The sequence below is a fragment of the Vibrio ostreae genome (assembly GCF_019226825.1).
GTDB lineage: Bacteria > Pseudomonadota > Gammaproteobacteria > Enterobacterales > Vibrionaceae > Vibrio > Vibrio ostreae.
Genome location: NZ_CP076643.1, coordinates 193870 through 212321, shown reverse-complemented (window position 1 = coordinate 212321; position 18452 = coordinate 193870). Strand labels below are relative to the sequence as shown.

Annotated in this window: 19 protein-coding genes and 1 pseudogene; 11 read left to right on the top strand and 9 right to left on the bottom strand. The window is 51.8% G+C overall.

What is annotated here, in order from left to right; translation table 11 throughout:
• Positions 1–44: 44 nt before the first annotated feature.
• The 3 genes from KNV97_RS07230 to KNV97_RS07220 all read right to left on the bottom strand — a co-directional run bounded on the left by KNV97_RS07230 (position 45) and on the right by KNV97_RS07220 (position 2805).
• A complete protein-coding gene (locus KNV97_RS07230; protein ID WP_136482438.1) occupies positions 45–1100 on the bottom strand; it encodes a UDP-glucose--hexose-1-phosphate uridylyltransferase in 1056 nt (351 codons plus the stop codon).
• A gap of 29 nt (positions 1101–1129) precedes the next feature.
• Positions 1130–2146 (bottom strand): UDP-glucose 4-epimerase GalE, encoded by a 1017-nt coding sequence (gene galE / locus KNV97_RS07225; protein ID WP_218562801.1) that lies wholly within the window; start codon positions 2144–2146, stop codon positions 1130–1132.
• Between the two features lie 371 nt (positions 2147–2517).
• Positions 2518–2805, bottom strand: coding sequence for a winged helix-turn-helix domain-containing protein (locus KNV97_RS07220; protein WP_136482434.1), 288 nt, complete (start codon positions 2803–2805; stop codon positions 2518–2520).
• Positions 2806–3007: 202 nt separating this feature from the next.
• Between KNV97_RS07220 and KNV97_RS07215 the strand changes: the two genes are divergently transcribed.
• The 4 genes from KNV97_RS07215 to KNV97_RS07200 are packed head-to-tail and all read left to right on the top strand — an operon-like array spanning position 3008 to position 5436.
• Positions 3008–3355: an ArsC family reductase gene (locus KNV97_RS07215; protein ID WP_218562800.1), complete on the top strand. Its 348-nt coding sequence runs from the start codon at positions 3008–3010 to the stop codon at positions 3353–3355.
• A 17-nt stretch (positions 3356–3372) separates the two neighbouring features.
• Positions 3373–4509, top strand: a complete 1137-nt coding sequence (gene dapE, locus KNV97_RS07210) for a succinyl-diaminopimelate desuccinylase (RefSeq protein WP_218562799.1) — start codon at positions 3373–3375, stop codon at positions 4507–4509.
• Positions 4509–5189: a M15 family metallopeptidase gene (locus tag KNV97_RS07205; RefSeq protein ID WP_218563399.1), complete on the top strand. Its 681-nt coding sequence runs from the start codon at positions 4509–4511 to the stop codon at positions 5187–5189. The genes dapE and KNV97_RS07205 overlap by 1 nt, the downstream gene beginning before the upstream one ends.
• A gap of 4 nt (positions 5190–5193) precedes the next feature.
• A complete protein-coding gene (locus KNV97_RS07200) occupies positions 5194–5436 on the top strand; it encodes a DUF2897 family protein (RefSeq protein WP_206208368.1) in 243 nt (80 codons plus the stop codon).
• A 77-nt stretch (positions 5437–5513) separates the two neighbouring features.
• On the opposite strand, the gene bamC is transcribed toward KNV97_RS07200, so the two are convergent.
• Together bamC and dapA are read right to left on the bottom strand one after the other, a co-directional pair.
• Positions 5514–6542 carry an outer membrane protein assembly factor BamC gene (gene bamC, locus KNV97_RS07195; protein WP_136482424.1) on the bottom strand — a complete coding sequence of 343 codons (1029 nt, stop codon included), beginning with the start codon at positions 6540–6542 and terminating at the stop codon, positions 5514–5516.
• A 57-nt stretch (positions 6543–6599) separates the two neighbouring features.
• Entirely contained in the window at positions 6600–7478 is an 879-nt protein-coding gene (gene dapA, locus KNV97_RS07190; protein ID WP_136482422.1) for a 4-hydroxy-tetrahydrodipicolinate synthase, read from the bottom strand.
• Between the two features lie 437 nt (positions 7479–7915).
• On the opposite strand from dapA, the gene KNV97_RS07185 reads away from it, so the two are divergent.
• Together KNV97_RS07185 and bcp are read left to right on the top strand one after the other, a co-directional pair.
• Positions 7916–8458 carry a glycine cleavage system protein R gene (locus KNV97_RS07185; RefSeq protein WP_218562798.1) on the top strand — a complete coding sequence of 181 codons (543 nt, stop codon included), beginning with the start codon at positions 7916–7918 and terminating at the stop codon, positions 8456–8458.
• A 22-nt stretch (positions 8459–8480) separates the two neighbouring features.
• On the top strand, positions 8481–8954 hold the full coding sequence (gene bcp, locus KNV97_RS07180) for a thioredoxin-dependent thiol peroxidase (RefSeq protein ID WP_136482418.1): 474 nt from the start codon (positions 8481–8483) through the stop codon (positions 8952–8954).
• A gap of 57 nt (positions 8955–9011) precedes the next feature.
• Here the strand turns inward: bcp and KNV97_RS07175 are convergent, their stop codons facing one another.
• The 3 genes from KNV97_RS07175 to KNV97_RS07165 all read right to left on the bottom strand — a co-directional run bounded on the left by KNV97_RS07175 (position 9012) and on the right by KNV97_RS07165 (position 12415).
• Entirely contained in the window at positions 9012–10883 is a 1872-nt protein-coding gene (locus KNV97_RS07175; RefSeq protein ID WP_218562797.1) for a methyl-accepting chemotaxis protein, read from the bottom strand.
• 229 nt (positions 10884–11112) lie between these two features.
• On the bottom strand, positions 11113–12186 hold the full coding sequence (locus KNV97_RS07170) for an AI-2E family transporter (RefSeq protein WP_218562796.1): 1074 nt from the start codon (positions 12184–12186) through the stop codon (positions 11113–11115).
• A complete protein-coding gene (locus KNV97_RS07165) occupies positions 12179–12415 on the bottom strand; it encodes a sulfurtransferase TusA family protein (protein ID WP_218562795.1) in 237 nt (78 codons plus the stop codon). Before KNV97_RS07165 ends, KNV97_RS07170 begins: the two co-directional genes overlap by 8 nt.
• 272 nt (positions 12416–12687) lie before the next feature.
• Between KNV97_RS07165 and bepA the strand changes: the two are divergent.
• From bepA to KNV97_RS07145, 4 genes and pseudogenes are all read left to right on the top strand, one after another.
• A pseudogene (bepA, locus tag KNV97_RS07160) lies at positions 12688–14141 on the top strand (beta-barrel assembly-enhancing protease).
• Between the two features lie 21 nt (positions 14142–14162).
• Complete coding sequence (arsC, locus tag KNV97_RS07155; protein ID WP_136482408.1) at positions 14163–14513, top strand: arsenate reductase (glutaredoxin); 351 nt, start codon at positions 14163–14165, stop codon at positions 14511–14513.
• A 30-nt stretch (positions 14514–14543) separates the two neighbouring features.
• Complete coding sequence (gene wrbA / locus KNV97_RS07150) at positions 14544–15119, top strand: NAD(P)H:quinone oxidoreductase (RefSeq protein WP_218562794.1); 576 nt, start codon at positions 14544–14546, stop codon at positions 15117–15119.
• The gene (locus KNV97_RS07145) at positions 15116–15550 is read left to right on the top strand and encodes a DUF2069 domain-containing protein (RefSeq protein WP_218562793.1); all 435 of its coding nucleotides are present in this window, start codon (positions 15116–15118) and stop codon (positions 15548–15550) included. Before wrbA ends, KNV97_RS07145 begins: the two co-directional genes overlap by 4 nt.
• A gap of 155 nt (positions 15551–15705) precedes the next feature.
• Here KNV97_RS07145 and KNV97_RS07140 read toward each other — a convergent pair whose 3' ends face one another.
• Positions 15706–16941, bottom strand: coding sequence for a DUF2066 domain-containing protein (locus KNV97_RS07140; protein ID WP_218562792.1), 1236 nt, complete (start codon positions 16939–16941; stop codon positions 15706–15708).
• 221 nt (positions 16942–17162) lie between these two features.
• Here KNV97_RS07140 and KNV97_RS07135 point away from each other — a divergent pair, with 221 nt between their 5' ends.
• Positions 17163–18410, top strand: coding sequence for a uracil-xanthine permease family protein (locus KNV97_RS07135; protein WP_136482400.1), 1248 nt, complete (start codon positions 17163–17165; stop codon positions 18408–18410).
• Positions 18411–18452: the final 42 nt, after the last annotated feature.

Below are 18452 nucleotides of genomic sequence, written 5' to 3'. Positions count from 1 at the left end.
TCTTTGGTTAAGGACGGCGCCTTAAAGCACGCCGTACCGACTAATCAGGCTTGTTCTTTGTAGTGGATGTCCGCGACATCACGCAAACGCTGCGCCGCTTGTTCCGCGGTCAGATCGCGCTGGGTTTCAGCCAGCATTTCATAACCAACCATAAACTTGCGCACTGTGGCACTGCGCAGCAGAGGCGGATAGAACAGTGCATGTAACTGCCAGTGTTCTATATCGGTTCCGGCACTGAAAAACGGCGCATAATGCCAGCCCATTGAATACGGGAAAGAGCACTGGAACAGGTTATCGTAACGACTGGTGAGCTTTTTAATCGCCAGCGCCAGATCATCACGTTGCTCGTCGCTCAGTTCATTCATGCGGCGAACATGGGCCTTGGGCAGCAGCATGGTTTCAAACGGCCAGGCAGCCCAGTAAGGCACCAGTGCCACCCAATGCTCCGTTTCCACCACGATGCGTGAACCGTCAGCCAGCTCTGCCTGAACATAATCCACCAGCAGGTTAGTGCCATGTTGCTGGTAATAGGCGTTAAGATGGGCTTCTTTACGCTCAATTTCATTGGGTAAGAAACTGTTGGCCCAAATCTGGCCATGCGGGTGCGGCTGCGAGCAACCCATGGTTTCACCCTTGTTCTCAAACGCCTGCACCCAGAGGTACTCTTTACCCAGCTCTTCAATCTGCTCATTCCAGGTGTCAATCACGGCGCGAATTCCCGCCAGCGGAAGTTCTGGCAGGGTTTTGCTGTGATCCGGTGAGAAGCAAATCACCCGGCTCAAACCGGTCACACCCTGAATTTTAAACAGCGGACTGTCCGACTGCGGAGCTTGCGGTGAATCCGTCATTAACGCTGCAAAATCATTATTGAACACATAAGTCCCCGAATAATCCGGGTTAACATCGCCCGAAATCCGGGCGTTGGTCGGACAGAGAAAACAGTGCTGCTCATAGCTCGGTAACTGGGCGGTAGACGGTGTTTCGTCCTGACCGCTCCACGGGCGCTTGGCTCGATGGGGAGAGACCAATACCCATTGTCCGGTCAAAGGGTTATAGCGGCGGTGTGGATGATCCACCGGATTAAATTTAAGATTTGTCATCTGTGCTTACCTAAACAATGTATGGGCCGTTAGTCCTGATAACCTTGCGGGTTTTGTGACTGCCAGCGCCAGGTATCTCTGGTCATTTCAGCCACACTGCGTGTTGCCTGCCAGCCCAGTTGCTGACGGGCTTTTTCGGTACTGGCCCAGCATTCGGCAATATCACCGGGACGACGCGGGCAGATCTCATAAGGCACCGGCTGACCACAGGCATCGCTGAACGCATTGACCATATCCAGTACACTCGACCCTTTCCCTGTGCCGAGGTTAAAAATATGCAATCCGGCCTCAGAACCGGCTTTATCCAGTGCGGCAATATGGCCATCGGCCAGATCCATCACATGGATATAGTCACGCACGCCGGTACCGTCCGGCGTGGCATAGTCATCACCGAACACCGCCAGTTTGTCACGGCGCCCGACAGCAACCTGAGCAATAAACGGCATCAGGTTGTTGGGAATTCCTTGCGGGTCTTCGCCCATGCTGCCGGACGGGTGAGCACCGACCGGATTGAAATAACGCAGCAGAGTGATACTCCAGTCCGGCTCAGCAGCAAACAGATCGGTCAGACACTGCTCCACCATGTATTTGCTGCGTCCGTACGGATTGGTGGTGGCACCGGTCGGAGACGATTCAGTGATTGGCACTTGTTGCGGATCGCCGTACACCGTCGCCGATGAACTGAAGACAAGACTTTTCACTCCGGCTTTGCGCATACTGCGCAGCAGAACCAGCGTGCCGTTGACATTATTGTCGTAATACTCAATCGGTTTGCTGACCGATTCCCCGACCGCTTTCAGACCGGCGAAATGGACCACCGCCTTGACTGACGTCTGGGCAAACACCGAATCCAAAAACGCTTCATCGCGAATATCGCCGACAAAGAAACGCGGGCGTACACCGGTCAACGCCTCTACCCGGTTGAGTACTTCTGCCTTGGCATTACACAGGTTATCGACAATCACCGGCGTGATACCGGCCGCTATCATCTGTACACATGTGTGGCTGCCGATGTATCCCATACCACCTGTAATAAGAACGTTCACCTGTCACCTCTTGTTCGTTGTCTGTTGACTATAGGATGCAGTTTATCCTCAACCTAAGCGCACTTTCTGTGACTCTGCTCTCAAGGTGTAAACGTTTCCACAAAATTGGCAAAAAATGGCTTTAAGAAAAACAGAAATCATTAAAATAAGAGAACCAGAGAAAGAGATAGCGTTTTCACTCGCTGAGTTATCAGAGTCGTTAAACAGGCGTTACTTAGCTTCTCGGATCACAATCCGAGTGTTCTGATATTAGAAAAACGACGTAGCAGGACAGACACCATAAACACGGCAATGACGGAAATGACGGAAATGAAAAAAATGCGCCGCCCTGGCGGACGACGCATCCTGGTCGGTCGGACTTATGACCGTATTCAGGCACTGAAACCCAGGCTGGCAGCGATAGCCGTTTTGCGCTCCAGTACCCACTGGCTGTCGAATGGCCCCCAATCAGACAGTTGGTAGTAGCCATCGTTATGACGCCGGCCATCCTGAATGAACATCAATTCAATGCCGATCCCCGGCAGTGCTTTGATCACATCCTGAATAGTACGCCGCGGCCAGCCAGTCTTCTCAATCAGTTTGGGAACATTCGGTCGCTCAAGACTCTCCACCAGCAAGGCTAAATACAGGCGCCTTGCAAATACAGGACTCAATTCCATTGATAACCTCCTAATTATGCTAAGCACATTATTTCTGTTTTGCAGTTCAAGGTGTTGAGTTCGATCAATAACTCGCTAATCGCCGTAGCCCAGTGCATAATTTTTCAATTCACTAAAATAGTTTCATCACACTTTTGTCAGAAGGGAGCCTTCCTGTTACGATTTGGCAAACCTCATAATAAGCAGTATTCAAAGGATTCCTATGACCATCACTATGTACGGTATTCCCAATTGCGACACGATCAAAAAAGCGCGTAAATGGCTGGAAGCACAAGGTGTGGATTATCAGTTTCACGACTATCGTAAAGATGGCGTCAACACTGATCTGGTAAGTGAATTTTGTCAGGCTCTCGGCTGGGAAAATGTACTCAACAAACGTGGCACTACCTATCGTCAACTGACACAAGAACAGAAAGATGGTCTCAATCAGGACAATGCAGTCCCTTTGCTGGTTGAACAACCCGCGATGATCAAGCGCCCGGTTCTGCGTGTCGATGGTCAGCTCCATATCGGTTTTAAAGCCGAACAATACGCTTCTCTTTTCTCTTAAATACAAGGATTTCAAGGATGACAGACAGCCCTGTTCTGGCTCTCGCAAAAGATTTAATCAGCCGCCAGTCTGTGACCCCGCTCGATGCGGGATGTCAGGACGTGATGATCGAACGTCTTAAAGCACTCGGTTTTGAGATTGAGATGATGGTGTTTGAAGACACCACCAATTTCTGGGCGCGCCGCGGCAGCGAAGCGCCGCTGTTTGCTTTTGCCGGTCACACTGACGTCGTACCGGCCGGACCGCTGGCGCAATGGCATACGCCTCCGTTCGAACCGACCGTTATAGACGGCCACCTGCATGGCCGTGGCGCTGCGGATATGAAAGGCTCACTGGCCTGTATGGTGGTGGCCGTGGAGCGCTTCATCGCTGAAAATCCGGATCACAAAGGCTCAATCGCCTTCCTGATCACCTCTGACGAAGAGGGGCCGTTCATCAACGGTACCACGCGTGTGGTCGACACCCTGATGGCACGTGACGAGAAAATCGACATGTGCATTGTCGGCGAGCCATCCAGCACGCGTTACGTGGGTGATGTGGTCAAGAACGGCCGTCGCGGTTCAATTACTGGTGATCTGACTGTAAACGGTACCCAGGGCCACGTGGCCTACCCGCATCTGGCCAATAACCCGGTTCATCAGGCACTGCCTGCTCTGGCAGAACTGGCTGCGACCACCTGGGATGAGGGTAATGAATACTTCCCGCCAACCAGCTTCCAGATCCCGAATCTGCATGCCGGTACCGGCGCCTCCAACGTGATTCCGGGTGAGTTTAATGTCCAGTTTAACTTCCGTTTCAGTACCGAACTGAGCGATGAAGAGATCAAACGTCGCGTACACTCAACTCTGGATGCGCACGGTCTTGAGTACGATCTGAAATGGACACTGAGCGGTCATCCGTTCCTGACCGATACCGGTGCTCTGCGCGATGCGGTGGTTAAAGCGGTCAGTGAAGTTAACCATCAGCAGCCGCAACTGCTGACCACAGGCGGGACTTCAGACGGCCGTTTTATCGCCCGCATGGGAGCGCAGGTCGTGGAACTGGGTCCGGTTAACGCCACTATCCACAAAGTCAACGAGTGCGTGAACATTGCGGATCTGGAAAAGCTGACTGATATGTATCAGAAAACTCTCGAGAACCTGCTCGCGCAATGATGACCGCGGAGCAGCTGACCGGGCAAACCGAGTCACACCTGACCGAAGTCGTGGTAGGCCAGAAAGCCTTTCTGGTCCACCCACAGGTCAGCGCCGATTTGCTGGCGTTGAAACAAGCCGCCGATGCGGCCGGCTTTAATTTCAATATTGCCAGCGGTTTTCGCTCGTTTGAACGTCAGCTCGCGATCTGGAACCGTAAGATGAACGGCGAAGCGGTGATCCGCGATGCCGATAATCAGCCGTTAGATACGGCGCGATTATCGCAAGATGAAAAGGCGCAGGCCATCCTGCGCTGGTCCGCCCTGCCCGGTGGCAGCCGTCATCATTGGGGCAGTGATTTTGATGTCTTTGACCGTCATGCCCTGCCTGAGGGACAAACGCTGCAACTTGAGCCCTGGGAGTACTTAGAAGCCCATCAGCGGCCTTTTTATCAATGGCTGCAATGCAACCTGCACCGCTTCGGCTTCTTTTTCCCTTACCAGCAGCATGGTTCCGGAGTGGCATTTGAACCCTGGCATATCAGCCACCGTGCGACCGCACGTGAATGTCTGAGTGCCCTCACGCCGCAAATCCTGGATCAGCAGTTAGAACAGGCGCCCATTTTGGCGAAACAGTGGGTGCGCGAACACCTCAATCAGATCTACACTCAATTTATTAGCCATATTTGCGATAGTGACTGAGATGATAGACTTCTTACTCAATCCCTGGGTTATCACCCTGCTGGTGATATTTGTGTTCGTCGGCAATATTGCAGCATTGAAACAGACGGCCAATACGGTCAAGTTTGGCGAAAAGCGGCCAAAAAGCGAACTGGACAAGCTCAATGAACTGGATAAAGCGCGCCACGGAGAATCAGCGGCGCAGCCCGAGTCAGCGCAAGACCCGGCCAGTGAGGATAAGCGATCACACAGTGATAAAATGCAATAATAAAGTGCAATGACAGTAAAAAGGGACGCTGATGCGTCCCTTTTGTTGTTTATAACGATGTAACGTCAATAAAGCCTTTATTGCGTTTTACTGCGCTCCGAAATCGCCGCCAGCACCGGCATCATCTCTTTCAACAGCGCTTCCTCAACCGGTTTACCCGCTGAATCTGTCACGTTGATTGACGTGCGGTTACCCAAATCACCAAACAGGAAGGTATAAGTACCCGCCTTGAGGTTCATTGGTTTCACACCGATTTGCTGCCAGAACTCATCATCCGGCGCGGCATATTTAGCCTTAATCGTACCTTGTGACTGATTACGTTCTTCCAGAGTAAAGCCCATGCGAGGCAACAGCTCCGGCAGTCGAGGCCACAAAACATTATAAGGAGAGCGAGCAATAATGACCGGGAAGCCACTGCGGTCAGCACCCATAGAGATCGGGATCTGTTTCACCAGCGCCTGAGCTTTACGCTCCGCTTCCGCGCGCACTTCCTGATCGTATCGAGCGGTCACCAGGTTGGTCATCAACACGCTATAACGTTCTTTATTGGTCATAGAGACCGCCTGACGCTCACCAGCCTGCTGCCAGTCGATCAGGGCGACCGAGAAACCATAACGGTTATTCGCTTCGACCCGGCTCAGTTCGTAACGGCTGCCGATTTCGGCATCTTCATCTTCCGAGACCCAGTTCACCCAGTCAGTTTCAACTTGGGTGTCTGATTGTTGACGCGCTTTAATTTTATGCTCACGCATCATCGTCAGTGCAGTCTGCCACACTTGATCGGCTTCATCTTTACGGATCATCCACAAAGTGACTTTGCCATTCTGGCTTTCGGCTCTGGCGCCTGGAATAAGTTCCAGCACCTGTTGCGGCGGACGAATATCGACCACAGTGCCGACACCACCTTTGAAATCACCTTGAGGAATATCGTAATCGGGATAAAACTGCGGCGTCGCCCCTTCAGGCAATGCCCACTGTTTAAAATCTTTAGTCTCTAGATAGGCAAAATCATCTTTGGCCTGGCGGCGTTGCGTTGGGCTGCTTGAACAGGCACTCAACACCAAAACAGCCAGTGACCCAACCACCAGCTGACGCGATAACTTCATTGAAACTCCTAAAATGTACCGGGGTATGAAAACCCCGGCATTGTACTGGATAGTGCCTTAGAAAATACAGGCTTCTGTCATTGCTTGGGCAACAAGTGGACGAGCTTGTTCAGAGAGTTCCGTTAAAGGTAGACGCAGATCACCTTCTGCAATCAGACCCATTTTGTGAGCAGCCCATTTAACCGGAATCGGACTGGACTCAACAAACAAACCTTTGTGCAGCGCCATCAGACGCTGGTTAATCACTTCAGCTTCTTCAAACTTACCTTCCAGCGCCAGACGCATCATTTTTGCCATGTCTGCAGCTGCAACGTTGTTGGTCACCGAAATGACACCCTGACCACCCAGTTTTACAAACTCGAGGCCGGTCGCGTCATCACCACTGAGCAGATCGAAATCTTTACCACACAGTTCACGGTGCAGGGCAACACGGCTCAAATCACCTGTTGCATCTTTGAGTGCGACAATGTTTTTTAGTTCCGCAACACGAGCCACTGTTTCTGGTTTCATGTCAACCGCGGTACGGCCAGGTACGTTGTAGAGGATAACCGGCACGTCGGTTTCCTGAGAAATCACTTTGTAATGCTGATACAAACCTTCCTGAGTCGGTTTGTTGTAGTACGGCGTCACACTCAGGTAACCTGAGATGCCGGTATTGTTCAGTAGTCGGCTGAAGGTCACTGATTCGTGGGTTGCATTCGCACCAGTGCCCGCAATGACCGGAATACGCCCGTCGGAAAACTCAACAGTTTTCTCCACAACTTTGACATGCTCTTCGATCGAGAGGGTGGCTGATTCACCGGTCGTCCCCACAGAAACGATTCCGTCAGTGCCAGCATCGATATGGTAATCGACCAGCTTTTTCAGGCTACGATAATCGACCTCACCGTCTGAATTAAAAGGTGTAATTAACGCGACGATACTTCCTGAAAACATGTCTATCTCCCTAGATTGATAACTCTTGCATGGTACTGCATGGCGCTTGAAAAACACAAGAGGGGCAAACCGCTTAAATAGCCCTTATGAGTGAATATTTATCAGATGTCAGATTTTAAGCTCATTCTATTCTGTACTCTGCTTTATACACAGTACAAACCACCGGATGTCAAACGGTGGTCATTTATGCCCAAAGACACCCCTTTCTGCGCTCGATGCGAACCGCAACTTGGTAAAGGCTCTATGCCTGCTTTCCCGACTGTATCATGAAATCACTGCATGCAAAGGATAATTGTCGCGTTATAGAGGGTTTATTTTTATCACTTTCGGGTATGTCAAAATAACGCTTTGTCGTCGCACAGAAAAAGACGTTTTGGTGCGCTTTCTCTATACTTTAACTGTGTTAACATGCCGGAAAAATTCAGCGAAGTGATGCTATGACTCAACATTTAGTAATTACCGCAGTAGGAAGCGACCGACCAGGCATCTGTAATCAGGTGATCAAACTGGTGACTCAGGCCGGATGCAATATCATCGACAGTCGTATCGCCTTGTTCGGAAACGAATTTACCCTGATTATGTTAGTGTCGGGCAATGCCAACAGTGTCACACGGGTGGAAACCTTGCTGCCGTTACTGGGGCAGGAGCAGGAGCTGATCACCATGATGAAACGCACCTCACCTCATGTGAGCCAAAACAACGCTTACATCGTAGACATTTACGTCGAGTCCGATGACAAGCCCGGGCTGACTGAAAAGTTCACCCAGTTTTTTGCCGAACGTAATATCGGTATGGCCTCACTCAGTGCCCAGACCATCGATAAGCAAAAACTTGAAAGTGAACGCGACCAGTTCCAGCTCGCGATCACCGCGCATGTCGACGGTAATTGTAATCTGATGCAACTGCAGGAAGATTTTGATGCGGTGTGCGCTCAATTACAGGTCAAAGGTTCGCTGAACTTTATTAAAAACAGTCTCTGAACAAGCAATAAAAGGAAGGATGATGAATACACTAACCGCAGGCTCACCAGCACCGGCTTTTGCGCTTCCCGATCAGGATGGTAATACGGTCTCTTTGTCTGACTTTGCCGGTAAAAAAGTGCTGTTCTACTTTTACCCGAAAGCCATGACTCCGGGCTGTACTGTCCAGGCACAAGGAATGCGTGATGTCAAAGCAGAACTGGATGCGCACAATGTGGTCGTTCTGGGTGTCAGCATTGATCCGGTTAAACGTCTGGGCAAATTCATTGAACGCGACAATCTCAACTTCACGCTGCTGTCAGATGAAGACCATGCCGTAGCGGAACAGTTTGGCGTATGGGGCGAGAAAAAATTCATGGGTAAGGTGTACGATGGCCTGCACCGCATCAGTTTTCTGATTGATGAAAACGGCACAATTGAACATGTATTTAATAAGTTCAAAACCAAAGATCATCACGAAGTTGTTCTTAATTATCTCAATGAGAAAAATGCATAAATAGTCAAAGGGCCAGTCACAAGACTGGCCCTTTTTTTGTGTGAAGCTGTACACCACTCAGACAATAAACTTGTTCAGAATGGCGTCTTGCTCACGCACATTTTCTGTCTGGGCCTGCATCGAAATACTCGCCTCTTGCGCAGATTCCGATACCTGAGTCGACAGGTCTTTAATTTTCACCGTATTGCTGTTGATCTCTTCCGCAACCAGGCTCTGCTCTTCCGCCGCAGAAGCAATTTGCATATTCATATCACTGATCTGCTGAATTGACGCGCGGATACGCTGCAGCGCTTCATCCGCCAGCTGAGCTTTTTCCACGGCATCTTCTGCGGTCGACTTGCTCTCTTTCATCGCCACAGAAACGGAACCTGCACCCGCCTGTAACTGTTCAATCATGCTGCGGATTTCCGTCGTCGATTGCTGAGTACGTTGCGCCAGGGTCCGAACTTCATCGGCAACCACAGCAAAACCTCGGCCAGACTCACCGGCACGGGCAGCTTCAATCGCCGCGTTCAGCGCCAGCAAATTGGTCTGATCGGCAATATCGTTGATCACTTTCAAGATGGTTTCGATATTGGATGTCGCCGATTCCAGACCGCGCACCTCTTCCACCGCCATCTCAATATGAGCGGACAAACGGTCAATCGACTGGGCGGTATCACTCACCACACGTGAACCTTCCACGGTCGCATCGTCGGCTTCTTTCGCCGCTGAAGCGGCCCCTTGGGCGTTATTGGCCACTTCCGTTGCTGTCACCGCCATCTCGTGCATCGCGGTTGCCAACTGCTCAAGCTCCTGCAGTTGATCGCGCATCGCCGCCGCAGAGCCCTGCACTGTTCCCATGGTTTGCTCAGCACCATGCATGATTTCTACGCCAATCGCCTTGGACTGCTGAATCTGCTTTTGCAGTGCTTCGGTAAAGGTATTGAAGCCCTGTGCCAGCTCAGCAAACTCTTTATCGGTGTCCGTACTGAGACGTTTGGTTAAATCACCCTGACCGGACGCGACATCTTTAATCGCTTCATTGAGCGTACCCAGCGGACGCATCAGGAACTTAATCAGCAAGCTCAGGCCGACGATACTCACCAATACGCCAATCACAGTGTAAATGATGCTATTAGTACGCAACGTATCCACTGCATCGTAAGCCTTATTTTCATCGACAATCGCACCTATGTACCAGTTTTCACTTGGCACCTTGGTGAAGTTGACCATAAACGGATTACCATCAATCTCTATTTCCTGCGTTCCTGGAGTAATGGTGACCTGTGGCAGATAGCTGCTCAGCTTCTCGCCGTTGTTCGCCGTGGTCGGGTGCGCGATAGTGGTGCCATCGGCGGTAACGATGAACAGGTAACCGGCATCGAAAAGGTTAATGGAGTTAATAAGATCTGCCAGCTTGGTCAGCTCAAGATCGTAGAACATGCCACCGACAAACTGACCGTTGTCAAACACCGGCGTACCGATAGACATAATGGTTTTCTTAGTTGATACATCAACATACGGCGCAGTCAGCGTTAGCTTACGCTCTTGCTTGGCGGCCATAAACCAAGGGCGTTTACGCGGATCATAATCGCCGCTTGGCTCCCAGCCATCGTCATTTTCAACCACACTGCCGTCGGCTTGATAGCCAAGACCGACCGCCAGGAAACTGCCTTTCAGTGCCGGTTTTTCCAACACGTTTTTAACGTAAGTGCGGTTCTGCGGATCCAGTTCCAGAACTTCGGTGGTGGACTGAGCCAGCGCCTTTTTACTGGTCATCTGTGCGGTAATCGTGTTATTTACCCCGGCAACCATCTCCTTCAGGCTGCTGTTAACCAAAGACTCGACTTCTGTGCGCACTGTGCTCAGCTGCTGAATCGATAACAGCAATATAATCAGTAACAGTAGCGCCGATGAAGCGGCCACAATTTTTTGGCTAAATCTCATATCTTCCCTCAACTCATAAGCTTGTAGCGATTAACTGCAATCAATAAAAAGTCATTTATTATTATTTGATCCATCATTGTGTATATATCGACTAGCCATAACAAAACTTAAGGCTTAACTTAACCGTTAGTTATAGTTCAATCAATAATACTTTATTTACATTTTATTCACCGGATAAATTAACGCCCCATCATACAATGACAGGGCGCCGCAAAATTTAGTGCTGCAATCAGCTCAGTTGCTCCGGTGGCTCTTCTTCGGTACTCGGCAGGGCATTCCAGACCGCTTTCACCAGAGTCGCCAGCGGGATAGCAAAGAACACCCCCCAGAAACCCCATAATCCACCAAACACCAGCACAGAGACGATGATGGCAACCGGGTGCAGGTTGACCGCTTCAGAAAACAGCACCGGAACCAGTACATTCCCATCCAGTGCCTGTATGATGCCATAAGCAATCAGCAGGTAGTAAAACTGCGGCGTCATTCCCCATTGGAACAAACCGACCACTGCCACCGGAACCGTCACTGCGGCAGCACCGATATACGGGATCAACACCGAGAGGCCGACCGCGACCGCGAGCAGCACCGAATAACGCAGGTCAAGAATAGCAAAAGTGACATAGCTGACACTACCCACAATCAATATTTCCAATACTTTACCGCGAATATAGTTGGAAATTTGCTGATTCATTTCATGCCAGACTTTGTTGGCCAGCTTACGGTTGCGTGGCAAAACGCCGCGCACCATACCCAACATTTCCTGCTTGTCTTTGAGCAGGAAGAAGACCAGCAAAGGCACCAGGATCAGGTAAACCGCTAAGGTCGCAATACTGACCAGGGAAGCCAGAGAGCCTTTCACCACGGATTCGCCCATACCCAACGCTTTATTTTTGGCATTGGTTACAATCGATTCAACGATTTGCAGATTGGCCAGTTCCGGATAGCGCTCTGGAATCATGGCGATAAATTTTTGCAGCCCGTTGTACATATTGGGAATATCGTTAATCAGGTTAACGATCTGCTGCCAGATGGTCGGTACCAGGCCAAACACCGCCAGCAACATCAGGCCGGTAAACAGCATAATGACTAATATCACCGCCAGAGTGCGCGGGATTTTCATTCGGCACAATTGGATCACCGGCCATTCCAGCAGATAAGCCAGTACAATAGCGACCAGCAGAGGGGCAATTAGATGACCAAAGAAATAGATGGTAATAAAACCAAAGAACAGTATCGCCACCAGGCTGACAGCGTGTGGATCGGAGAAACGTCGCTTATACCAACGACTCACCAGTTCAAACATTGGATCCTCTCTCCTTAACTATGTATAGCGAAAAATAACCATCGGCATAGTCACTCTGGCAGGTAAACGGTTGCCGGAGCAAGTAGGCTTCAATATCGCGTTTTGAGTTTGGATCAGACAGCAAAATGGTGGTCGATTCACCAGCATCCAGCTGCACAGTGTGACGTTTGGCAAGTAATAACGCCATAGGGCAGCGCTGCTGACGTAAATCGAGAATATTCGGTTCCATTCTGCGGCTCAATCCTTAATATAGGTGAGATATTGTATAGTCTTTTGCGCGGCGTGCCAGTTTTTCTCTCGGAGAAAAAATCGTTACCTTTCATTACCAAGCAATAGCGAATCGGCAAACCCGCGCAAGATTGACTAATGGTCAAAGGTGCAGCGCTGCAGCCATGCCGGCGCACCTTGTCAGCGTATCAGTCCCGGCCGCCCGCAGGGAAACCATTCCGATGAGACAGTGTCTTAGTGAGAGATGATTTTGGAGTATTACCTGTAGCTATGATAGTCAAACGTACTCGTTCACTGTTATGTCTCTGCCTCGCAGCGGCCCTGGCCGCTCCGGTGCCGAGTTATGCCGACAGCATTGAATTGCCCGACATCGGCACCGTCGCCGGCTCAACCCTGACCATAGATCAGGAACTGATCTATGGTGACGCATACATGCGCATGCTGCGCAATAACCAACCGGTTATCGATGACCCGGTCCTGAACGAATACATCGATGCGCTCGGTCACCGCCTGGTCGCCAACAGCGATGATGTCAAAACGCCGTTCACCTTTTTTATGATTCGCGATCGTAACATTAACGCGTTTGCGTTTTTCGGCGGTTATGTGGCCCTGCATTCCGGCCTATTCCTGCATGCCCAGTCTGAGAGTGAACTGGCATCGGTGATGGCGCATGAAATCGCCCATGTCACCCAACGTCACCTGGCGCGCAGTATGGAAGATCAGGCCCAGCGAACGCCGGCCACCATTGCCGCCCTGGCTGGCTCACTGCTGCTGGCTATCGCAGCCCCGCAAGCGGGTATTGCCGCCATTACCGCCACGACCGCCGGTAATATTCAGAGTCAGATCAACTACACCCGAGCCAATGAAAAAGAAGCCGACCGGTTTGGCATCAATACCCTGGCCAAAGCGGGTTTTGACGTCAATGCCATGCCACGCTTTTTTGGTCGTCTGGCCGATGAATATCGCTATGCCAGCACACCACCGCCTATGTTGCTGACTCACCCGCTGCCGGCTGATCGTATCACCGACAGCCGGGTGCGTGCCCAGCAGTTCAGCCCGGTTCAGTTGCCGCCGTCGCTGCATTATCACCTGGCGCGCGCGCGCGTGGTTGCCCGATATGCCGGGATTGACTCAGATGCCGCGCTGGATTGGTTTGAGCGCACGCAGAAAAAAGCCGCTCCCGAGCTCAAACCGGCCTTTGAGTATGGTAAGGCGCTGGTGTATCTCGACAGCCGCCGTTTTGATGAGGCAGAGCCCCTGCTCGATTCGCTGCTCAAAAGCGATGCCAACAATAATTTCTATCTCGATGCGCTGACCGACCTGTATCTGGCCACAGACCGCGCGCCACAGGCAGTCGAACGCCTCAGCAGCGCGCTGAAGCAGAAGCCGAACAACCCGGTGCTGATCATCAACTATGCCAACGCATTGATCAAAGCGGAGCAGTATCCGCAGGCAATACGTACCCTGCAGCGCTACACCCATGACAACCCCAACGATCCCAATGGCTGGCACCTGTTATCTGAGTCCAGTGCCCTGGGGGGAACGGCGCCGAAGAGCTGGCGGCACGGGCTGAAATCCTCGCTCTGCAAGCCAACTGGAACAAAGCGATTCAGTTTTATACTCAGGCCAGCCAGCTGGCGAAACTGGGCAGTTTGGAACAGGCGCGCTACGATGCACGTATCGACCAGTTGATGGTGCAACGAGAGCGCTTCTTGACACTGCAATAACCTACTTAAGAGGAAGTTTTTATGTCTGTCGTGATTTATCACAACCCGAGATGCTCCAAAAGCCGTGAAACACTGGTGCTGTTGCAAGCCAACCACATCGACCCACAAGTGGTGAAATACCTGGATGAGCCGCTGAGCGTGGCCCAGTTGAAAGAGCTGTACACCCAGCTGGGCCTGAGTCAGGTGCGCGAGATGATGCGGACCAAAGAAGAACTCTATAAAGAACTCAACCTGGCTGACAGCTCACTATCGGATGATGACCTGTTTGCCGCCATGGCCGAACACCCGAAGCTGATTGAACGTCCAATCGTGGTTGCCAACGGAAAAGCCCGCCACGGGCGTCCACCGGAGCAGGTACTGGACATTCTATGACAGTAGAACAGGTATGAGAGTAGAACAGGTATGAGTCTGAAACTCGTAGTGCTGTATTACAGCCGCCATGGCGGCACCCGTGCGCTGGCGCGTCAGGTCGCACGTGGCATTGAGTCGGTCGCTGGCTGTGAGGCCGTACTGCGCACTGTGCCGGAGCTCAGCCCGCAGCAGGCCGATGGAGAAGATCCCCATCTGACTCTGGATGAGCTCAAGCAGTGCGATGGTCTGGCGATGGGCAGCCCGGTCTGGTTTGGTAATATGGCCGCTCCCCTGAAACACTTCTGGGATCAAACCACTCCGCTGTGGCTGAGCGGAGATCTCATCGACAAACCGGCCTGCGTATTCACTTCCTCGTCCACTTTGCATGGCGGCCAGGAAACCACACAGCAAAGCATGCAATTACCCCTGCTTCATCACGGCATGCTGATTCTCGGCATCCCCTATTCCGAGCCGGCGCTGCACACCACAAGCTCCGGCGGCACGCCTTATGGCGCCAGTCATGTGTCGGGTCATCAGGACAAACTGAGCGCAGAGGAAAACCAGCTGGCGCAACGCTTAGGGCAACGCCTTGCGCGTATCGCAAGCCAACTGAAGGAAAATTCATGAGTGTCGACATGTCTCCCCGCACTGCGCTGTTCCGCTGGCTGGCACTGGGCGGAAATTTAGCGTTGCTGGCCTGGATAGCACTGTGGCAACTGTCGCTATCGCCTCATCCGCACATTAATGCGCTGACCCTGGCCATCGCCTGGATGATCCCCTTGCTACTGCCACTGCCGGGAATCCTGGCCGGCAAACCGTACACGCATGCCTGGGCCAATTTCATTTTGATGTTCTACTTTTTGCACGCCCTGACTCTGCTGTACATCGATAACGGTGAACGCTTGCTGGCGGCGGTGGAACTTGTCCTTACCTTTGCCGCCTTTATCGGCAATATCCTCTACGCCCGTCACCGTGGTAAAGAGCTGGGCTTTAAGCTGACCCGCTTGTCAGAGGTGGAAAAGCAGGAGCGGGCCCGATTTGATCAGCCACGTAAGTAATGCCTCAGCACCGCAAATAGCGCAGCTGATGGTAAAGACAGACGACATTAAAAAAGCGCCTAATGGCGCTTTTTTTACTGATGACGAATCGTGACTGATTCCCGCTGACATGATTTGCCGCTGTTGTCACTGCTCATTCTTATTGCCGCCGACGGTTATTGTTGCCAGCTAAAGTACAACACTGGCAGTGCAGGTAGTAGCGGCTCAGGCTCAGCAAGCGGCGCTTGCGCCACTGTTGGCTCTGCCAATACCGGAGTAATGTCTGTTGGCGATATCGGATCGGCGCTGCTTTCTTGCGCCGGAACCGCAGCGCCATCAATCTCTGCCTCATCAGTCACAGATGCGTCATCACTCAGTGGCTGTGGCGTCACCTCAGGTACAGGCGCGCCAAGTGGTGCTGGTGGCGCTTCACGCTTACCGACTGCACCAATACGCAGCGCTTCCTGTTCAAACTCAGCTTCACTGGTCAGCAGATTCACCTTGAAGGTGACTTCATCGCCCTGAATTTTCACTATGTCCAGTGACGCCACTGAACTCAGGCGCTGTAACTGCTCTTCCAGAGTAAAGAAAGCAATCGCACCATCAATCGGTTTAAAGGCCGCCAGTACAGCTTGCGATGATTCGCCATTGACCACAACCGCATTCTGCTTGGCATAGTAATCGCTAAGCTCATCCACCATCTGGGTCGCCGCATCCGCACCGGATGCTTGGCCGTTCAACGGCGTTTTCGGTGCGGAAATCATGCTCTCGGCCTGCTGATCATACAAGGTCCAGCGTAAATCAGAACCTTGGGCGCGTACCACAAGTACCGCATCCGTAGCGTAACGCTGGCTGGCCTGGCTGATTGGCCGGCTAAAACCACCCCACAAATCGGAAATCTGTGCACCGGTGATATCATCAAAATCACCCACCGGTAACGTCAATGGCAAACCTCGGGCAGCAGCGGCAAGCCTGATGTGTTTAAGTAGCGCTGAATCACTGTGTTCCCAGCTGATGCTGCGATCATAATCGGACTCTTCTACCAGCCACACCAGCAGATTGGCACGTTCCTGCGGCCAGAATGGTAATTGAGCCTGGGTCAGTAATGCACGAACGTTAGGCGCACTAAAGCCCATACGCACCACTTTGGCGTCATCCTGCTGGGCATAGCTGATTTGATTGAGATACTGAGACGTGCGGCCGAGGGCTTTTTGCACCACACTATTACTGGCCGCATCTTTATTGCCGCTGGCGCGGATGATCACTTGCTGCAATCCCGCGGCACGGGCGGCAGCATCGGCGTTATCCTGTTGCTGATCCAGTACCACTTCCGTTTGATACAAGTTGACTTTTGTCAGGGCAAACGCGGGCAGACTCATCAGCCCCATCATCAACCAAGCTAAATAACGCATACTCTTCCTACCTTCCACATCGTGAAGCCTGATGATAAGCAACTCTCCCGCTTCGGGCAAGGCGCGCCTACTGTCTCAGGTCAAATTGGCTCTGCCCGCTCCAGCGTACTTTTGCCGCCTTAGTGATAAAAACCACAAAAACTTTGATCCAGTTTGCATGGCAATCGTTTGCAAAAGTGATAGAATCGCGCGAATTTTGTTTCAGCATCAGGGAAAAAACGATGAAAAATGCCATTCAAGGCGCACAAATGCTATTTGTTGCATTTGGTGCTCTGGTTCTTGTACCGCTTCTGACCGGTCTGGATCCTAACGTTGCACTATTCGGGGCTGGTGTCGGCACCCTTCTTTTCCAACTCATTACCCGCCGCTCAGTGCCAATCTTCCTTGCCTCTTCGTTCGCTTTTATTGCTCCTATTATGTACGGTATCCAAAGTTGGGGTATTGCGGCGACCATGGGTGGCCTGATGGCCGCGGGTGTGGTGTACATTATTCTGGGTGCGGTCATTAAAGTGCGCGGTGTTGGCATCATCCATAAACTGCTGCCACCGGTTGTGGTTGGCCCGGTGATCATGGTCATCGGTCTGGGCCTAGCTCCGGCTGCGGTCAATATGGCTCTGGGTAAAACCGGCGACGGTTCAGTCCAGCTGGTCAACGGCGACGCAGCATTGTGGATTTCCTGTGTTTCGCTGCTGGTCACTGTGGTCATCAGTGTTTTTGCCAAAGGCTTCTTTAAACTACTGCCGATTTGTGGCGGTATTGCAGCCGGTTATGCACTGTCACTCTACTTCGGAGTGGTCAGCTTTGCACCGGTGCAACAAGCTGCCTGGTTTGCACTGCCAAACTTCACTTTCCCTGAATTCAATATCAATGCGATCCTGTTTATGATTCCGGTGGCCATTGCTCCGGCGGTCGAGCACGTGGGTGATATGCTGGCCATTTCGAACGTGACCGGTAAAGACTACATCAAAAAACCGGGTCTGCACCGCACCATCGCAGGTGACGGAGTGGCAACCATCGCAGCGACTTTCCTGGGTGCGCCGCCAAACACTACCTACAGTGAAGTAACCGGTGCAGTCATGCTGACCAAAGCATTCAACCCGGTCATCATGACCTGGGCTGCCGTGACGGCTATCATTCTGGCTCTGGTCGGTAAACTGGGCGCGCTGCTGCAAACCATCCCGGTTCCGGTGATGGGCGGTATTATGATTCTGCTGTTTGGTTCAATCGCTACGGTCGGCCTCAACACCCTGATCAAAAACCATGTTGACCTGCACAAATCACGTAACCTGGTGATTGTGGCGATTACTCTGGTCTTTGGTATCGGTGGCATGGCCTTCGGCATCGGCGAGTTCAGCCTGCAGGGCGTCAGCTTGTGCGGAATTGTGGCGATTATTCTTAACCTGGTTCTGCCACAGGATCTGGGTGAAAACCATGTGGTCGATAATGCCCAGATGGAAGAAGACAACTAATTTGCGTGTCTGAACACAGCGCGAGTTCAGTAAGAATTCACC